This is a genomic window from Bradyrhizobium sp. MI1.4, from assembly GCF_055811315.1.
The window spans coordinates 38,933-53,543 of sequence record NZ_JBVVPP010000052.1 but is presented as its reverse complement, the minus strand read 5'-3'; the positions used below and the strand labels follow the sequence as shown (position 1 = coordinate 53,543).

General features: G+C 65.0%; 15 protein-coding genes and 1 other RNA gene. 10 read left to right on the top strand and 6 right to left on the bottom strand.

From position 1 onward, the window contains the following. The first annotated feature begins 157 nt into the window (after positions 1 to 157). Complete coding sequence (locus AC0L23_RS33240) at positions 158 to 1,522, top strand: AmpG family muropeptide MFS transporter (RefSeq protein ID WP_018453019.1); 1,365 nt, start codon at positions 158 to 160, stop codon at positions 1,520 to 1,522. 139 nt (positions 1,523 to 1,661) lie between these two features. Here AC0L23_RS33240 and AC0L23_RS33235 read toward each other — a convergent pair whose 3' ends face one another. From AC0L23_RS33235 to ffs, 5 genes are all read right to left on the bottom strand, one after another. Continuing rightward, positions 1,662 to 2,099 (bottom strand): hypothetical protein, encoded by a 438-nt coding sequence (locus tag AC0L23_RS33235; protein ID WP_007597700.1) that lies wholly within the window; start codon positions 2,097 to 2,099, stop codon positions 1,662 to 1,664. A gap of 26 nt (positions 2,100 to 2,125) precedes the next feature. Next, positions 2,126 to 2,728: a recombination mediator RecR gene (gene recR / locus AC0L23_RS33230; protein WP_018453017.1), complete on the bottom strand. Its 603-nt coding sequence runs from the start codon at positions 2,726 to 2,728 to the stop codon at positions 2,126 to 2,128. A gap of 1 nt (position 2,729) precedes the next feature. Then, positions 2,730 to 3,059: a YbaB/EbfC family nucleoid-associated protein gene (locus tag AC0L23_RS33225; RefSeq protein ID WP_007597704.1), complete on the bottom strand. Its 330-nt coding sequence runs from the start codon at positions 3,057 to 3,059 to the stop codon at positions 2,730 to 2,732. 25 nt (positions 3,060 to 3,084) lie between these two features. Beyond that, on the bottom strand, positions 3,085 to 4,905 hold the full coding sequence (locus AC0L23_RS33220) for a DNA polymerase III subunit gamma/tau (RefSeq protein ID WP_085358790.1): 1,821 nt from the start codon (positions 4,903 to 4,905) through the stop codon (positions 3,085 to 3,087). A gap of 95 nt (positions 4,906 to 5,000) precedes the next feature. Further along, positions 5,001 to 5,097: signal recognition particle sRNA small type (ffs, locus tag AC0L23_RS33215), an RNA gene on the bottom strand. A 193-nt stretch (positions 5,098 to 5,290) separates the two neighbouring features. On the opposite strand from ffs, the gene AC0L23_RS33210 reads away from it, so the two are divergent. The 9 genes from AC0L23_RS33210 (at position 5,291) to AC0L23_RS33170 (ending at position 12,779) form a co-directional block, all read left to right on the top strand. Beyond that, on the top strand, positions 5,291 to 6,136 hold the full coding sequence (locus AC0L23_RS33210) for a transporter substrate-binding domain-containing protein (protein WP_085351589.1): 846 nt from the start codon (positions 5,291 to 5,293) through the stop codon (positions 6,134 to 6,136). A gap of 124 nt (positions 6,137 to 6,260) precedes the next feature. Further along, positions 6,261 to 6,923, top strand: a complete 663-nt coding sequence (locus AC0L23_RS33205) for an amino acid ABC transporter permease (protein WP_018453014.1) — start codon at positions 6,261 to 6,263, stop codon at positions 6,921 to 6,923. Further along, positions 6,920 to 7,717, top strand: a complete 798-nt coding sequence (locus AC0L23_RS33200; RefSeq protein WP_085358791.1) for an amino acid ABC transporter ATP-binding protein — start codon at positions 6,920 to 6,922, stop codon at positions 7,715 to 7,717. Before AC0L23_RS33205 ends, AC0L23_RS33200 begins: the two co-directional genes overlap by 4 nt. Next, complete coding sequence (locus AC0L23_RS33195) at positions 7,717 to 8,472, top strand: SDR family NAD(P)-dependent oxidoreductase (protein WP_085358793.1); 756 nt, start codon at positions 7,717 to 7,719, stop codon at positions 8,470 to 8,472. The genes AC0L23_RS33200 and AC0L23_RS33195 overlap by 1 nt, the downstream gene beginning before the upstream one ends. Further along, the gene (locus tag AC0L23_RS33190; RefSeq protein WP_085358795.1) at positions 8,469 to 9,596 is read left to right on the top strand and encodes a muconate cycloisomerase family protein; all 1,128 of its coding nucleotides are present in this window, start codon (positions 8,469 to 8,471) and stop codon (positions 9,594 to 9,596) included. The genes AC0L23_RS33195 and AC0L23_RS33190 overlap by 4 nt, the downstream gene beginning before the upstream one ends. Positions 9,597 to 9,871: 275 nt before the next feature. Next, positions 9,872 to 10,291: an HIT domain-containing protein gene (locus AC0L23_RS33185; RefSeq protein WP_018453010.1), complete on the top strand. Its 420-nt coding sequence runs from the start codon at positions 9,872 to 9,874 to the stop codon at positions 10,289 to 10,291. A gap of 11 nt (positions 10,292 to 10,302) precedes the next feature. Further along, the gene (gene nudC / locus AC0L23_RS33180; protein WP_018453009.1) at positions 10,303 to 11,241 is read left to right on the top strand and encodes an NAD(+) diphosphatase; all 939 of its coding nucleotides are present in this window, start codon (positions 10,303 to 10,305) and stop codon (positions 11,239 to 11,241) included. Positions 11,242 to 11,248: 7 nt separating this feature from the next. Beyond that, complete coding sequence (locus AC0L23_RS33175) at positions 11,249 to 12,202, top strand: sugar kinase (RefSeq protein ID WP_085358797.1); 954 nt, start codon at positions 11,249 to 11,251, stop codon at positions 12,200 to 12,202. 67 nt (positions 12,203 to 12,269) lie between these two features. Next, on the top strand, positions 12,270 to 12,779 hold the full coding sequence (locus AC0L23_RS33170) for an Lrp/AsnC family transcriptional regulator (protein WP_018453007.1): 510 nt from the start codon (positions 12,270 to 12,272) through the stop codon (positions 12,777 to 12,779). 145 nt (positions 12,780 to 12,924) lie between these two features. On the opposite strand, the gene AC0L23_RS33165 is transcribed toward AC0L23_RS33170, so the two are convergent. After that, positions 12,925 to 14,424 (bottom strand): phosphomannomutase/phosphoglucomutase, encoded by a 1,500-nt coding sequence (locus AC0L23_RS33165; protein ID WP_085351595.1) that lies wholly within the window; start codon positions 14,422 to 14,424, stop codon positions 12,925 to 12,927. Positions 14,425 to 14,611: the final 187 nt, after the last annotated feature.

Genomic DNA, 14,611 nt, shown 5'->3' with positions numbered 1-14,611 from the left:
TTTTGCCTTTTTTTCTATTTTAAACCCCTTTTCACCCCTTTCTTTGGGCGCCGCGGGCCCCCCCCCCCCCCGCCCCCCCCCCCTCCCCACCGCCCCCCCCCCCCCCCCCCCCCACGACACCTCACTTGTGGCTCTCAGAATCTGCTAACACCACCCCATGACCGCACCCGACGCGACCTCCCCTGCCGGCCCCGGCACGGCCCCCACCTCTTGGCGTGACAGCCTTGCCGTTTACCTGCAGCCGCGGGTGCTGATCGTGCTGTTCCTCGGTTTCTCGTCCGGGCTGCCGCTGGCGCTGTCGGGCTCGACGCTGCTGGTGTGGATGCGGGAATCCGGCGTCGATCTCAAGACCATCGGGCTGTTTGCGCTGGTCGGCACGCCCTACACGCTGAAATTCCTTTGGGCGCCGCTGGTCGATGCGATGCATGTGCCGCTGTTCACGCGCGCCTTCGGGCGGCGCCGCGGCTGGCTGCTGTTCTCGCAATTGCTGCTGATCGCAGCGATCCTGCTGCTGGCGCTGACCGATCCCGCGCGCTCGCCGTTCTACGTCGCGCTCGGCGCATTGCTGGTGGCGACGGCCTCGTCGACGCAGGACATCGTGGTCGACGCCTTCCGCGTCGAGAGCCTGCCGGAGAGCGAGCAGGCCGCCGGCATGGCGTCCTATGTCGCGGCCTATCGCATCGGCATGCTGGTCTCGACCGCCGGCGCGCTGTTCATCGTCTCCGGCTTCGAGAGCACCGGCATCACCCGCACGTCCGCCTGGATGTGGGGCTATGTGGTGATGGCGGCGATGGTCCTGATCGGGACGATCACGGCGCTGGTCGCGACCGAGCCCGAGCAGTCATTGCGGGCGGAAGCCGCGACGCAGACGCAGACCGCGCTCGCGCGCGTGCTGCACGCGGCAATCGGCGCCTTCTCGGAATTCCTGACGCGCAAGGACGCGCTTGCGGCACTCGCCTTCGTCGTGCTGTTCAAGTTCACCGACGCCTTTTCCGGCACGATGACCGCGCCGTTCGTGATCGACCTCGGCTTCTCCCGCAACGACTATGCGGCGATCGTGAAGGGCGTGGGCCTTGCTGCGACTCTGATCGGCGGCTTTGCCGGCGGCTTCGTCGCGCGGCGCTATTCGCTTGCGACCAGCCTCTGGATCGGCGGCGTGGTGCAGGCGCTCGCGAACCTCTCCTTCTCCTGGCTGGCCTTCGTCGGCACCAGCCAATGGGCGCTCGCCTTCGCCATCACCTGTGAGAACTTCACCAGCGCCATCGGCACGGTGATCTTCGTCGCCTATCTTTCGGCGCTCTGCCAGAACCCGCTGCACACGGCGACGCAATATGCGCTGCTCACCGCGCTTGCCGCGGTGGGGCGGACCTATCTCTCGTCAGGCGCCGGCTTCGTGGCTGATACCACCGGCTGGCCGCTGTTCTTCGTGATCTGCATGCTGGTGGCGATCCCGAGCCTGGTGCTGCTGGCCTGGTTGCAGAAGCGCGGGCATTTTGATGCGCTGGGGCCGGTGCGGGTTTAACGCAACGTCGTCATGGCCGGGCTTGTCCCGGCCATCCACGCCTTGCTACGCGGCGCCAAGAACGTGGATGCCCGGGACGAGCCCGGGCATGACGAAAAACAGATGCGCTTATATGTGTGGCGGGCAAACGGGGCGCCCCCTACTGCTTCTTGATCAGGCTCCATTTCGTGATCACGGCCTCGCTCATCTGGCCGGGATCGCTGGCGCAGGCGATCTCGTCGACCTTGACCGAGATCTCCTTGCCGGCGAACGTCTTCAGCTGTGCGGCCTGCGCATCGCCGCTGGGAACGAGCTGGAAGGTTTCGGGTCCGGTCTCGAGATTGCACAGCCCGCTCGGCGGCGGCAGCCGGCGCGGCTCGGAGGTGATCTGGTAGGTCGCAACCCGCTTGCCGACGTTCTTGACGTCGCGCACTTTCATCGTGTTCAGCTCGCCCGACAGCACCTCCCCGGCATTGATCGGCTTGCCGGGCTTCGACGGCGGCGGAGCCCCGTCGTCCTGTTGCGCGGAGATGGCCGGCGTCGCCAGCATCGTCAGCGTCGCGACCAAAGCCCATCGTGTGGCGAAAAGTTTCGTCATGTCGTCCGTTCCGTAAGTCTGGATGGCTAGAACAGGGTGCGCTGCCGCATCGCGGCCGATAGCGTACCTTCATCGAGATAATCAAGCTCGCCGCCGACCGGCACACCATGGGCGAGCCGGGTTACTTTTACGTTGGCGTCCTGAAGCAGGTCGGTGATGTAGTGTGCCGTGGTCTGGCCGTCGACGGTGGCATTCAGCGCCAGGATGACCTCATGCACCTGCGCCTCATGCGCGCGCGCGACCAGCGCCTCGATGGTGAGGTCCTGCGGGCCCACGCCGTCGAGCGGCGACAATGTCGCGCCCAGCACGTGATAGCGCCCTTGAGTGGCATTGGCCCGCTCCAGCGCCCAGAGATCGGCAACGTCGGCGACGACGACGATGATCGAGGGGTCGCGCCTCGGATCGGTGCAGACCGTGCAGGGACTTTGCGTGTCGATGTTGCCGCAGGTCTTACAGACCTGGACCTTCTCGAGTGCGACCTGCATGGCCGAGGACAGCGGTATCATCAGCGCTTCGCGCTTCTTGATCAGATGCAACGCGGCGCGCCGCGCCGAGCGCGGACCGAGGCCCGGCAGCCGCGCGAGAAGCTGGACCAGCCGCTCGATTTCAGGACCCGCAACAGCGCCCATCCTACTGGCCGAACAGCCCCGACAGCCCCGGCGGCAGGCCGAGCCCGCCGGTGAGCGACTGCATCTTCTCCTGCATGGCGGCTTCCGCCTTGCGGCGGGCCTCGCCGAACGCGGTGACGAGCAGATCCTCGAGCACCTCGCGCTCTTCCGCCTTCATCAGCGAAGGATCGATCTTGACGCCCTTGACGTCCATCTTCGCGGTCATGCGCACGGCGACGAGACCGCCGCCGGAGATGCCCTCGACCTCGACGTTGGCGAGTTGGTCCTGCATCTCCTGCATCTTGGATTGCAGCTGCTGCGCCTGCTTCATCATGCCGAAAATATCGACCATCGGTGTTGTCCTTGGAAAATTGGCTCTAGAGATCGTCGCCGTCGGAACCGTCGGGCGGATCGTCACTGCCATAGTCGGCGTTAATATCGGATTCCGGCGCCTCGGGGGCAAGCCTGCGGACCTCGACGACCTTCGCACCCGGAAACCGCGACAGCACCTCGCGCACGCGCGGATCGGCCTCGGCGGTGCGCGCACGTTCCTGCTTGGCCGCCTGGCTCACCGAGCGCAGCGTCGGCTGGCCCGGCTCGTTGGAGACGATCACGGTCCAGCGGCGCCCGGTCCAGAGCTCGAATTTTCGCGCGAGATCGGAAATCATGGTCTTGGAGGCGTTTGGCTCGAGCGCGACTTCCAGCCGGCCCTCCTCGAAACGAACGAGGCGCATGTCGCCTTCGAGCGCGCCCTTGGTCAGGAGGTCGCGCTTCTGCCCGGCCAGGGCAACGAGCTGGGTGAAGCTCGTGACGCGCAACACGGGCGCGGCAGCTTGCGGATCCGGCGCGGGCGTTGCCATCTGCGGACGGGCACCACCGCCGCCGAACGAGGACGGTGACGAATTCGGCATGCGAACGGGAGCCGCGGACGCCACCGGCCCGGCCGGCGCGTTGTGCGCGGCACTGCCGCCGCTCAGGACCGACGAGCCGACGCCGCCGTTCTGCTCCAGCATCTTGATCGCTTCGTCCGGCGTCGGCAGGTCGGCGACATAGGCGATGCGCACCAGCACCATCTCGGCGGCTGCGGCGGGCCGCGTCGCGGCCTGCACCTCGGTGATGCCCTTGAGCAGCATCTGCCACATCCGCGACAGCACGCGCATCGAGATCTTCGAGGCGAAATCGCGCGCGCGCACGCGCTCGGTCTCGCCATAGGCGACGTTGTCGGCGGTCGCCGGCACGATCTTCACGCGGGTGACGAAATTGACGAATTCGGCGAGATCCGAGAGCACGACGATCGGATCGGCGCCGACGTCGTACTGGTCGCGGAACTCCCTAAACGCGGACGCGATGTCGCCGCGCGCAAGGGAATCGAAAAGATCGATGACACGGGTGCGGTCGGCGAGCCCCAGCATCTGCCTGACGGCATCGGCCTTCACGGTGCCTGCCGCATGCGCGATCGCCTGATCGAGCAGCGAGAGCGAATCGCGCACCGAGCCTTCCGCGGCGCGCGCGATGATACCTAGTGCTTCGGGCGCGATCTCGACGTTTTCCTTGGCCGCGATGTTGGCCAGATGCTTCATCAGCACGTCGGCCTCGACGCGGCGCAGGTCAAAACGCTGGCAGCGCGACAGCACCGTGACCGGAACCTTGCGGATCTCGGTCGTTGCGAACACGAACTTGGCGTGCTCCGGCGGTTCCTCCAGCGTCTTCAGGAAGGCGTTGAACGCCGCCGTCGACAGCATGTGGACTTCGTCGATGATGTAGACCTTGTAGCGGGCGCTGGCCGGCGCGTAGCGGACGCTGTCATTGATCTGACGGACGTCGTCGACGCCGGTGTGCGAGGCCGCGTCCATCTCCAGCACGTCCATGTGCCGGCTTTCCATGATGGCCTGGCAATGCACGCCGAGCGTCGGCATCTGGACCGTCGGGCCCTTCACCGAGCCATCCGGCATCTCGTAGTTGAGCGCGCGGGCAAGGATGCGCGCAGTGGTGGTCTTGCCGACCCCGCGGACGCCGGTGAGGATCCAGGCCTGCGGAATGCGACCGGTCTCGAATGCATTTGAGACGGTGCGGACCACGGCTTCCTGGCCGATCAGATCGTCGAATGAGGAAGGACGGTATTTCCGCGCCAGCACCCGGTAGGGCGTGCTGGCCCGGCCGGCGCTTTCAGGGTTGGGAGGGGCGCCAGCGTCGGTCATCGGTCGATCCGCAATGAAGTGTCTTTCGGCCGGCTTTGCGGAAAGGAGCGCGCTGGCGGCCCGAGCCGCCGGCGCAATTCGCTCGGAAAAAACAGGTAGGAGACTGACGAGCGACCCGATCCGGACCTCGTTAGGGCTGCTTCCTTCCGGACCTGACCCGGTTGGCGAGTGGCTCGTCCACCGCCAATCTCCCGGCCCCTATTTGGGGCCAAAAGGACCGGAAAGCAAGCGGGTATCGGCTTGAACAGGCGCGGCTTCATGGTGGCTTGCCCAGCATCCGGGCAATTCCTGGTCTGCCCAGCCGATAGGCTGTGCTTTCACTGCCGGAGGCGCCTTGGTAAGAACGCTGCCGGAACTTCTTCCAACAGAAAAGCGATTGATCCCAATGGTTACACGTCGTGATGTTGCATCGATTGTCGGACTTGGCGCGATTGGCGCGGCGACGCTGGCCTCCCCTGCCGTGGCGCAGACCGTCGATACCAACGAATCGACCTTCGCCCGCATCCGCCGCACCAAGAAGATGCGGATCGGCGCGGTCGGCGGCGGCGCGCCCTATTACATGAAGGATCTTTCGACCGGCCAGTGGAAAGGCTTTTACGTCGACATCGCCAAGGCGCTCGCCGAGGACATGGAGGCCGAGCTCGAGATCACCGAGACCACCTGGGGCAATTCGGTGCTCGACCTCCAGTCCAACAAGATCGACATCTTCTTCGGCCTCAACCCGACCCCGAAGCGCGCGCTGGTGGTCGACTTCTCGGTGCCGGTCTTCAACAACGCCTTCGGCATCCTCTGCAAGAAGGACTTCAAGCCGAAGAGCTGGGCCGAGCTGAACTCGCCCGACGTCAAGATCGCGGTCGACCAGGGCTCCTCGCACGACCAGGTCGTGAGCCGCCTGACGCCGAAGGCGCAGATCTCGCGGCTGAAGACCGCCGACGACGCCACCGCCGCGCTCCAGACCGGCCGCGTCGACGCGCAGTGCCTGATCACCATGCTGTCGCTCACGGTGCTGAAGAAAAATCCCTCGCTGGGCCAGTTCGTGCTGCCGACGCCGATCTTTGCTACCACGTCGAACGCCGGCTTCCGCCGCGAGACCGACAAGACCTGGCGCGACTACGTCAACACCTGGATCGACTTCAACAAGGGCCTCGGCTTCATTCGCAACGCCATCATCACCAACATGGAGCTGGTGGGCGTGACCGAGGCGGACATTCCGCCGGGCGTTTCGCTGTAGTCTTCCACTGTCATTCCGGGGCGCCCAAAGGGCGAACCCGGAATCTCGAGATTCCGGGCTCGATGCTTCGCATCGCCCCGGACGACAATGCCGGCGGTCAAGGCGTTCGACGAGTAACACACGCATGTATCAGTGGGACTTCGGCATCCTCTGGAGCTATCGCTGGCTCTTTCTCAACGGGCTCGGCGTCACCGTAGGCTTCACCGTGGTTATCGTCGTGCTCGGCCTCGTCTTCGGCCTGTTCGGCGCGTTCGGTACCCTGTCGCGCTTTCGCGCGGTGCGCCTGCTCGCGCTGACTTTCATCGAGGCGTTCCGCTGCACGCCGATCCTGGTGCAGCTGATCTGGTTCTATTACGCGCTGCCGATCCTGGCCGGTGTCGAGATGACGCCGATCACGGCTTCCGCACTGGCGCTCTCGCTCTACGGCGGCTCGTTCTATTCGGAGATCATCCGCGGCGGCATCATCTCGATCGACCGCGGCCAGTCCGAAGCCGGTGCCGCGCTCGGTATGACCCCGGGACAGAGCATGCGGCGCATCGTGCTGCCGCAGGCGATCAAGCGCATGATCCCGGCGCTGATGAACCAGTCGATCATCCAGTTCAAGAACACCTCGCTGGTCTCGGTGCTGGCGGTGCCTGATCTGGTCTATCAGAGCCAGGTCGCCGCCCATGACAGCTACCGTCCGCTGGAAACCTACACCGCCGTCGCGGTCGCCTATGCGGCGATCCTGATCCCCCTGACCATCATGGTCCGGCGCGGCGAGAAGCGACTGGCGGTCGGCGAATGAGCGACACCTCTTCCAAGATCGAGATCCGGGCGCTGCGCAAAAGCTTTGGCAGCAACGAGGTTTTGAAGAGCATCAGCCTGGATGTCGCGAAGGGCGGCGTCGTGGCGCTGATCGGCCCGTCCGGCTCCGGCAAGTCGACGCTGCTCCGCTGCATCAACCTCCTGGTGACGCCCGACGGCGGCAGCGTTCGCGTCGGCGACACCCGCTTTTCGTTCGGCGAGGGTACGAAGCTCCCCGATGTGAAGACGCTGGCCAAATTCCGTACCACCACCGGCATGGTGTTCCAGCATTTTAATCTGTTCCCGCACATGACGATGCTGCAGAACGTGATGGAGGGACCGGTCACGGTGCGGCGCATGGCCAAGGCGGACGCCGAGAAGCTGGCGCGGGCCCAACTCGCGAAGGTGGGCCTTGCAGAGAAGGCCGACCAATATCCGGCAACGCTCTCCGGCGGACAGAAGCAGCGCGTCGCGATTGCGCGGGCGCTCGCCATGGAGCCGGACGTGATGCTGTTCGACGAGGTCACCTCCGCGCTCGATCCCGAGCTTGTCGGCGAGGTCTTGAACGTCATGCAGCAGCTGGCGTCGGAGGGCATGACCATGGTGATCGTCACCCACGAGATCGCCTTTGCCCGCGAAGTCGCCGACCGTCTGATCTTCATGCGCGACGGCGTCGTGGTCGAGGAAGGCCCGGCGCGACAGGTGATCGACAATCCGCAGGAAGGAGCGACGCGCGCGTTCCTCAGCCATTTCCACCGCACCGGCGCGCTGCCGCCGGTTACAACGGCATCGTGATGTCCGAAATCGATCGCGTCTATCTCGTCACCGGCGCCGCCAGCGGCATCGGCCGCGCCACCGCAAAACTGCTCGCGGGGCCCGGCACTGCGCTGCTGCTGCACACGCGCTCCAACGCAGCCGGCCTCGACGCCACGGCGGCGGAAGCCGAAGCGCAAGGCGCGATCGTCGCAAAATGCCTCGGCGATCTCGCCGAGGAGACCGCGGCCACCGACGCCGTCGCCGCTACGCAACGTGCCTTCGGCCGGCTCGACGGATTGATCCTGGTCGGCGGCCATGCCCGGCGCGGCAGCGCCATCGGTACGCCGGCGGATCAGTTCCGCAAGGCAATGGACGAATCGGCGCTGGCGTTCACACGGTTGGTGGACGCCGCGCTGCCGCTGCTGCGTGCAGGGCGAGATTCGCGGATCGTGGCGGTGTCGTCGTTCGTCGCTCACACGATCCGGCCGGAGTTCGCGCCCTTTGCAGCGACGGCCGCGAGCCGCTCCGCGCTCGAAGCGCTGGTGCGGCTCACCGCAGTCGAACTCGCCAGGGAGGGCATCACCGTCAACGCCGTCGCGCCGGGCCTGATCGTCAAGGACAAGCCCAGCGAAAGCCGGCTTACACCCGAGCAGATCGCCGCGACCGAGGCGCTGATTCCGATGGGCCGCCGCGGGCGACCGGAGGAAGTCGCCGAGATCATCGCCTTCCTGGCATCCCCAAAAGCATCCTACGTCACCGGCCAGGTCTGGCACGTCAATGGAGGCCTGACATGACCGAAGCCACCATCGAACGTCTCAGGCTGTTCCTGATCGAGAGCCCGATCAAGATGGCGCGCCTCCAGGGTGTCGGCAACGTCAAGGGTACGGTGAAGCGCGTGCTGCTCGAGCTCACGTCGAGCGACGGCGTGATCGGCTGGGGCGAGGCGGCACCATGGGAAGTGTTCACGGGAACGCCGGAAGCGGCGTTCGCCGCGCTCGACATCTATTTGCGACCAATCGTACTCGGCAAGCCGGTGCGCCGCATTCGCGCACTGATGGCCGAGCTCGATCGCGCGCTGGTCGGACATGCCGAAGCCAAGGTCGCGATCGAAATGGCGCTGCTCGACATCGTCGGCAAGTCGTCGGGACTTTCGGTCGCCGACCTGCTCGGCGGCCGCGTACGCGACACGATCCCGCTGTCGTTCTCGATCGCCGATCCGGATTTCGCCGCCGATCTCGAACGCATGCGGAAGATGGTTCCGGACGGCAATTTGATCTACAAGGTCAAGACCGGCGTGAAGCCGCATCGCGAGGATCTCGATCATCTCGCGGCGATCCGGAAAGAATTCGGCGACAAGGTCGATCTACGCGTCGATTACAACCAGGCGCTGGCGCCGTTCGGCGCCATCAAAATCCTGCGCGATATCGAGCAGTTTGCGCCGACCTTCATCGAGCAGCCGGTGCCGCGCAAATTTCTCGACGTGATGGCGCAGCTCACCGCGGCGCTGGAAACGCCGGTGCTCGCCGACGAAAGCTGTTTCGACCGCCGCGACATGATGGAGGTGGTGCGCCGCGAGGCGGCAGATGCCGTCTCGATCAAGCTGATGAAGGCCGGCGGCCTGTTCGAGGCGCAGGCGATCATGGCGATCGCTGACATCGCGGGCCTGCCCGGCTATGGCGGCACGCTGTGGGAGGGCGGCATCGGGCTTGCCGCCGGCACGCAGCTGATCGCCGCGACGCCGGGCATCTCGCTCGGCTGCGAATTCTACATGCCGCATCATGTGCTGACCGAGGACGTGCTGGAAGAGCGCGTCGCCAATCGCGGCGGCCACGTCGTGGTGCCGGACGGTGCCGGCCTCGGCATCCGCGTCAGCGAAGCCTCGGTCCGCGCCAATGCGCGGGTGTTGGCGGAGGGGTAAAGGCACGCCCCCACCGTCGTCCTGGCGAAAGCCAGGACCCATTGCCCCAAAGAGAAGTTGCGGCACGAGGTCGGTAACCCCGAATCTTCGCCAAACCCAATCCGATGGTAATGGGTCCTGGATCGGCGCTGCGCTTGTCCAGGACGACGATCGCGTATGCCGCCTCTGCGGAGCGCCATCCTTCCCCAATCAGATTCCGTATCGTATGGTCGCAGCAAATATTCAGGGGTTCCGCCCCGCCATGCCCGATCCCATCGGGCCATCCGGAAACCTTTATGTCCGAACCCGCCTGGTCGCTGCACTCCCGCCTGAAAGAGGACACTATCGACATCGGCGATTTGCCGCTGTGCAAGGTCTTGGTCATCAAGGACGCGCATTATCCCTGGCTGCTGCTGGTGCCGCGACGCGCCGACGCGGTGGAGATCATCGACCTCGACGAGGTGCAGCAGGCGCAATTGATGACGGAGATCTCCCGCGTCTCGCGCGCGCTGAAGGAGATCACCCAATGCGACAAGCTCAACATCGCGGCACTCGGCAACCTCGTGCCGCAGCTTCACGTCCACATCATCGCGCGCCGCACCAGTGACGCCGCCTGGCCGCGGCCGGTCTGGGGCGTGATGCAGCCCTTGGCGCACGACGCCACCGAGGTGCAGAGTTTCATCAGCGCGCTTCGCCGCAAGATCTGGTTGGGTTGAAAGAACAAGAAATGTCAGCATTCGACTCGTTTCCACTGGGACAACCCGCCTTCGTCACCAACATTCTCGACCGCGCCGCGCATCTGCGCCGCGACGACGAAAAGCTGTTCGCGATGGAGCAGAAGCCGTCGTCGCGCGCCTATGTGGTCTATCGCGACTCACTGCTGGTGAAGCGCGAGGGCGACAAAGTGCGCGCGCTGCTCGGAATCGACGAGGCGTTGAAATGCGGCGCCAATCCCGGCACGATCTTCTTAGGCTTGCGCGGCGGCGCCGCGATGTTCGGGATGGGCCTGTCGCAGGCCGCGTCCGAGAAGCTGATCGGGCGCGAGGACTACGCCCTCAGCGAGCTGCGCGGCATGGCGATGCAGGGCGCGGTGCCGCCACAGGAGCTGTCGGCGATCGCGATGGCGAAGTCGATGGTGAGCTGGCATCAGCGCCACGGCTATTGCGCCAATTGCGGCACGCGTACCGCGATGAAGGAAGGCGGCTGGAAGCGGGAGTGCCCGAGTTGCAAGGCCGAGCATTTCCCGCGCACCGACCCTGTCGTGATCATGCACGTCGCCGCCGGCGACAAATGCCTGCTCGGCCGCCAGAAGCAGTTTCCGCCGGGCATGTATTCCTGCCTCGCCGGCTTCGTCGAGGCCGCCGAAACCATCGAGGACGCGGTGCGCCGCGAGATTTTCGAAGAATCCGGGATTCGCTGCACCGAGGTGCAATATTACATGACCCAGCCCTGGCCCTATCCGTCGTCGCTGATGATCGGGTGCAGCGCGCGGGCGGTGAGCGAGGACATCGTCGTCGATCACTCCGAGTTGGAGGATGCGCGCTGGTTCACGCGCGAGGAGGCGGCCTTGATGCTGACGCGGACGCATCCTGACGGGCTCGCCGGCCCGCATCCGTTTGCGATTGCGCATCACCTGCTCGGCCGCTGGGTGCACGACAAGAGCTGAGACGGAGATGGCTGCACCAGGGATCGCGCCGCGCATTCTCTGCATCGGCATTCCCGTGCGCGATCTGACCTTTCGAGTCGAAACCGTGCCCGCGCGCGGCAGCAAGGCGAATGCCAGCCATCTCGCGGAGATTTGCGGCGGCAATGCGCTCAATGCCGCGATCGCTATCGCGCGGCTTGGTGGCCGCGTCGCGTTCGCAGGTCCGATGGGCGATGCGCAGGAGACGTCGAGCGGCTTCATTCTCGACCGCATGACATCCGAAAATATCGACACGAGCCATATCGTGCGCATACCTGATGCGAGCACGCCCGTCTCTGCCATCATCATTGACGCGGCGGGCGAGCGAACGCTCACGATCTATCGCGATCCGGCCCTGTGGACAGTCGAGCTGCCCGACGCCGACAGGCTGCTCGCCGATTGCCGGGCGGTTCTCGTCGAAAGCCGCTGCGCCGCGTTCTGCACGGACCTCTGCACCGAGGCACGCCGGCGCGGCATTGCCGTCGTCGTCGGCGTCGATCGCGCGATGTCGTTGCAGGACGGCCTGCTCGCGACCGCCTCGCATCTGCTGTTCGCCAGTGACCAGTTGCAGGAGACAGCCGGCATCCCCGATGACGGCGCGGCATTGAAGCGCCTGGCCGCGCTCACGCCCGCCTTCCTCGCCGCCACCCGCGGTCCGTATGGCACGATCTGGCTGAACGAGACCGGCGCATTGGAGCAGACGCCGGCCTTCCCGGTTCAGGCCGTCGATACGCTCGGCGCCGGCGACGTCTTCCATGGCGCCTTCACGCTTCGCTTCGCCGAAGGTGGCGGCGTGCGGCAGGCGCTGCGATTCGCCGCGGCCGCCGCGGCGCTGAAATGCACCCGTCATGGTGGCGGCCTGGCCGCCCCGCAACGCGTTGAAGTTGAAGAGCTTTTGAGCATGTCGCCGGCGGCGACGTTGGAGCGGGCGCCAAGATTATAGACTTGCTATAGAAAGATTTTCTCTATATCAGGGAAAACGTCCCTTGAAATGGAACAAAGTTCTTCAAATGACCGATCTCGCCGTCCCACTCCCCGAGACCAGCCGCCGCCTCGACGCCATCGACCGCAAGATTCTGATGGTGCTGCAGGACGATGCCTCCCTCTCCGTCGCCGAGATTGGCGACCGCGTCGGCCTGTCCTCGACCCCCTGCTGGAAGCGCATCCAGCGCTTGGAGGCCGACGGCGTGATTACCAAGCGGGTGGCGCTGGTCGACCAGAACAAGATCGGGCTCGGCATCTCCGTGTTCGTGTCGGTCGAGAGCTCCGACCATTCCGACGCCTGGCTCAAGAGGTTCGCCGACGCCGTCAGCGCCATGCCTGAGGTGATGGAGTTCTATCGCATGGCCGGCGACGTCGATTACATGCTGCGCGTCGTCGTCGCAGACATGCAGGCCTATGACGTGTTCTACAAGAAACTGATCAGCGCCGTGCCGCTGAAGAACGTCACCTCGCGCTTCGCGATGGAGAAGATCAAGTCGGTCACCGCGCTGCCGATCCCGGCTGTGGTTGCGGCTTAAGGCTCACCACACGCAAACTGTCGTCGCCCCGCTTGACCGGGCGATCCAGTATTCCAGAGACGATGATGGGGTACGGATAAGCCGCGGCGTACTGGATGCCCCGGTCTAGCCGGGGCACGACAGCAGGTGAGACTAGCCTCGCGCCTCAAATCTTCTGATTGTACTCGCCGACTTCGGGATGGATGCGCAGCACGCTGTTCACCATCTCGAACATGTCGTGCATGCGCTGCTCGGAGACCGGGCTCTCGACCACGACAACGAGCTCGGGCTTGTTGGAGGAGGCACGCACCAGGCCCCAGCTGCCGTCCTCGACCGTGACGCGGACGCCGTTGACGGTGACGAGATCGCGGATCGACTGGCCGCCGATCTTGGCGCCCTTGGCCTGCAAGGCCTCGAAGTGCTTTACCACCTTGTCGATGACGCCGTATTTGGTCTCGTCGGCGCAATGCGGCGACATCGTCGGCGACGACCAGGTCTTCGGCAGCGCGTTCTTGAGATCGGCCATCGACTTGCCGGGGGCGCGGTCAAGCATATCGCAGATCGCCAGCGCCGAGACGAGACCGTCGTCATAGCCGCGTCCATACGGCTTGTTGAAGAAGAAGTGGCCGGACTTCTCGAAGCCGGCGAGCGCACCCGTCTCATGGGTGCGGCGCTTCATGTAGGAATGGCCGGTCTTCCAGTAGGTGGTTTTTGCACCCTGCTTCTGCAGCACCGGATCGGTGATGAACAGGCCGGTCGACTTCACGTCGACGATGAACTGCGCGTCCTTGTGGATCGCGGACATGTCGCGCGCCAGCATCACGCCGACCTTGTCGGCAAAGATCTCCTCGCCGGTGTTGTCGACGACGCCGCAGCGATCGCCGTCGCCATCGAAGCCGAGACCCACATCGGCCTTGTGCTGCAGCACCGCGTCGCGGATCGCGTGCAGCATCTCCATGTCTTCGGGGTTCGGATTGTATTTCGGGAAGGTGTGGTCGAGCTCGGTGTCGAGCGGGATCACCTCGCAGCCGATCGCCTCCAGCACCTGCGGCGCGAATGCGCCGGCGGTACCGTTGCCGCAGGCCGCGACGACCTTGAGCTTGCGCTTGAGCTTCGGGCGGCTGGTGAGATCGGCGATGTAGCGCGCCGGATAATTCTCGTGGAATTGATAGGAGCCGCCGGCCTTGTTCTTGAACTCGGCGCCCAGCACGATCTCCTTCAGCCGCGTCATCTCGTCGGGACCGAAGGTCAGCGGGCGGTTGGCGCCCATCTTCACGCCGGTCCAGCCATTGTCGTTGTGTGAGGCCGTGACCATGGCGCAGCAGGGCACGTCGAGGTCGAACTGCGCGAAATAGGCCATCGGCGTCACCGCGAGCCCAATGTCGTGCACCTTGCAGCCTGCTGCCATCAGGCCGGAGATCAGCGCATATTTGATCGAGGCCGAATAGCCGCGGAAATCATGACCGGTGACGATCTCCTGGCTGACGCCGAGTTCTGCGATCAGCGCGCCCAGCCCCATGCCGAGCGCCTGGATTCCCATCAGGTTGATTTCCTTCTGGAACAGCCAGCGCGCGTCGTATTCGCGAAAGCCCGTGGCCTTCACCATCGGCTCGGATTCGAAGGCATAGGTGTTGGGCAGCAACACGGATTTCGGCTTGGGGAACATTGAGACGGTCTCGTGAAAAAGAGCCAGGATTTGATGCAGCCTTAGCGAATGCCGGGCTGCAGCGGAAGGCGGGAATGGCAGCTTATGGATGATAATTGCGGCAGTTTGGTAACGGGGAAATCTGTCCGCGAGAGCGATCGAAATAGAGATTTTCTTGAAATATGTGTCGCCGTCGCCTTTGGGAGGA

Bases quoted from the DNA above. Each gene is read 5' to 3' on its own strand.
- recR (WP_018453017.1), bottom strand. From the start codon at position 2,728: ATGGGCGCTGTTGCGGGTCCTGAAATCGAGCGGCTGGTCCAGCTTCTC.
- AC0L23_RS33195 (WP_085358793.1), top strand. From the start codon at position 7,717: ATGTCCGAAATCGATCGCGTCTATCTCGTCACCGGCGCCGCCAGCGGC.
- AC0L23_RS33220 (WP_085358790.1), bottom strand. From the start codon at position 4,905: ATGACCGACGCTGGCGCCCCTCCCAACCCTGAAAGCGCCGGCCGGGCC.
- AC0L23_RS33175 (WP_085358797.1), top strand. From the start codon at position 11,249: ATGGCTGCACCAGGGATCGCGCCGCGCATTCTCTGCATCGGCATTCCC.
- AC0L23_RS33210 (WP_085351589.1), top strand. From the start codon at position 5,291: ATGGTTACACGTCGTGATGTTGCATCGATTGTCGGACTTGGCGCGATT.
- AC0L23_RS33170 (WP_018453007.1), top strand. From the start codon at position 12,270: ATGACCGATCTCGCCGTCCCACTCCCCGAGACCAGCCGCCGCCTCGAC.
- AC0L23_RS33200 (WP_085358791.1), top strand. From the start codon at position 6,920: ATGAGCGACACCTCTTCCAAGATCGAGATCCGGGCGCTGCGCAAAAGC.
- AC0L23_RS33165 (WP_085351595.1), bottom strand. From the start codon at position 14,424: ATGTTCCCCAAGCCGAAATCCGTGTTGCTGCCCAACACCTATGCCTTC.
- AC0L23_RS33185 (WP_018453010.1), top strand. From the start codon at position 9,872: ATGTCCGAACCCGCCTGGTCGCTGCACTCCCGCCTGAAAGAGGACACT.
- AC0L23_RS33235 (WP_007597700.1), bottom strand. From the start codon at position 2,099: ATGACGAAACTTTTCGCCACACGATGGGCTTTGGTCGCGACGCTGACG.
- AC0L23_RS33240 (WP_018453019.1), top strand. From the start codon at position 158: ATGACCGCACCCGACGCGACCTCCCCTGCCGGCCCCGGCACGGCCCCC.
- AC0L23_RS33225 (WP_007597704.1), bottom strand. From the start codon at position 3,059: ATGGTCGATATTTTCGGCATGATGAAGCAGGCGCAGCAGCTGCAATCC.
- AC0L23_RS33205 (WP_018453014.1), top strand. From the start codon at position 6,261: ATGTATCAGTGGGACTTCGGCATCCTCTGGAGCTATCGCTGGCTCTTT.
- AC0L23_RS33190 (WP_085358795.1), top strand. From the start codon at position 8,469: ATGACCGAAGCCACCATCGAACGTCTCAGGCTGTTCCTGATCGAGAGC.
- nudC (WP_018453009.1), top strand. From the start codon at position 10,303: ATGTCAGCATTCGACTCGTTTCCACTGGGACAACCCGCCTTCGTCACC.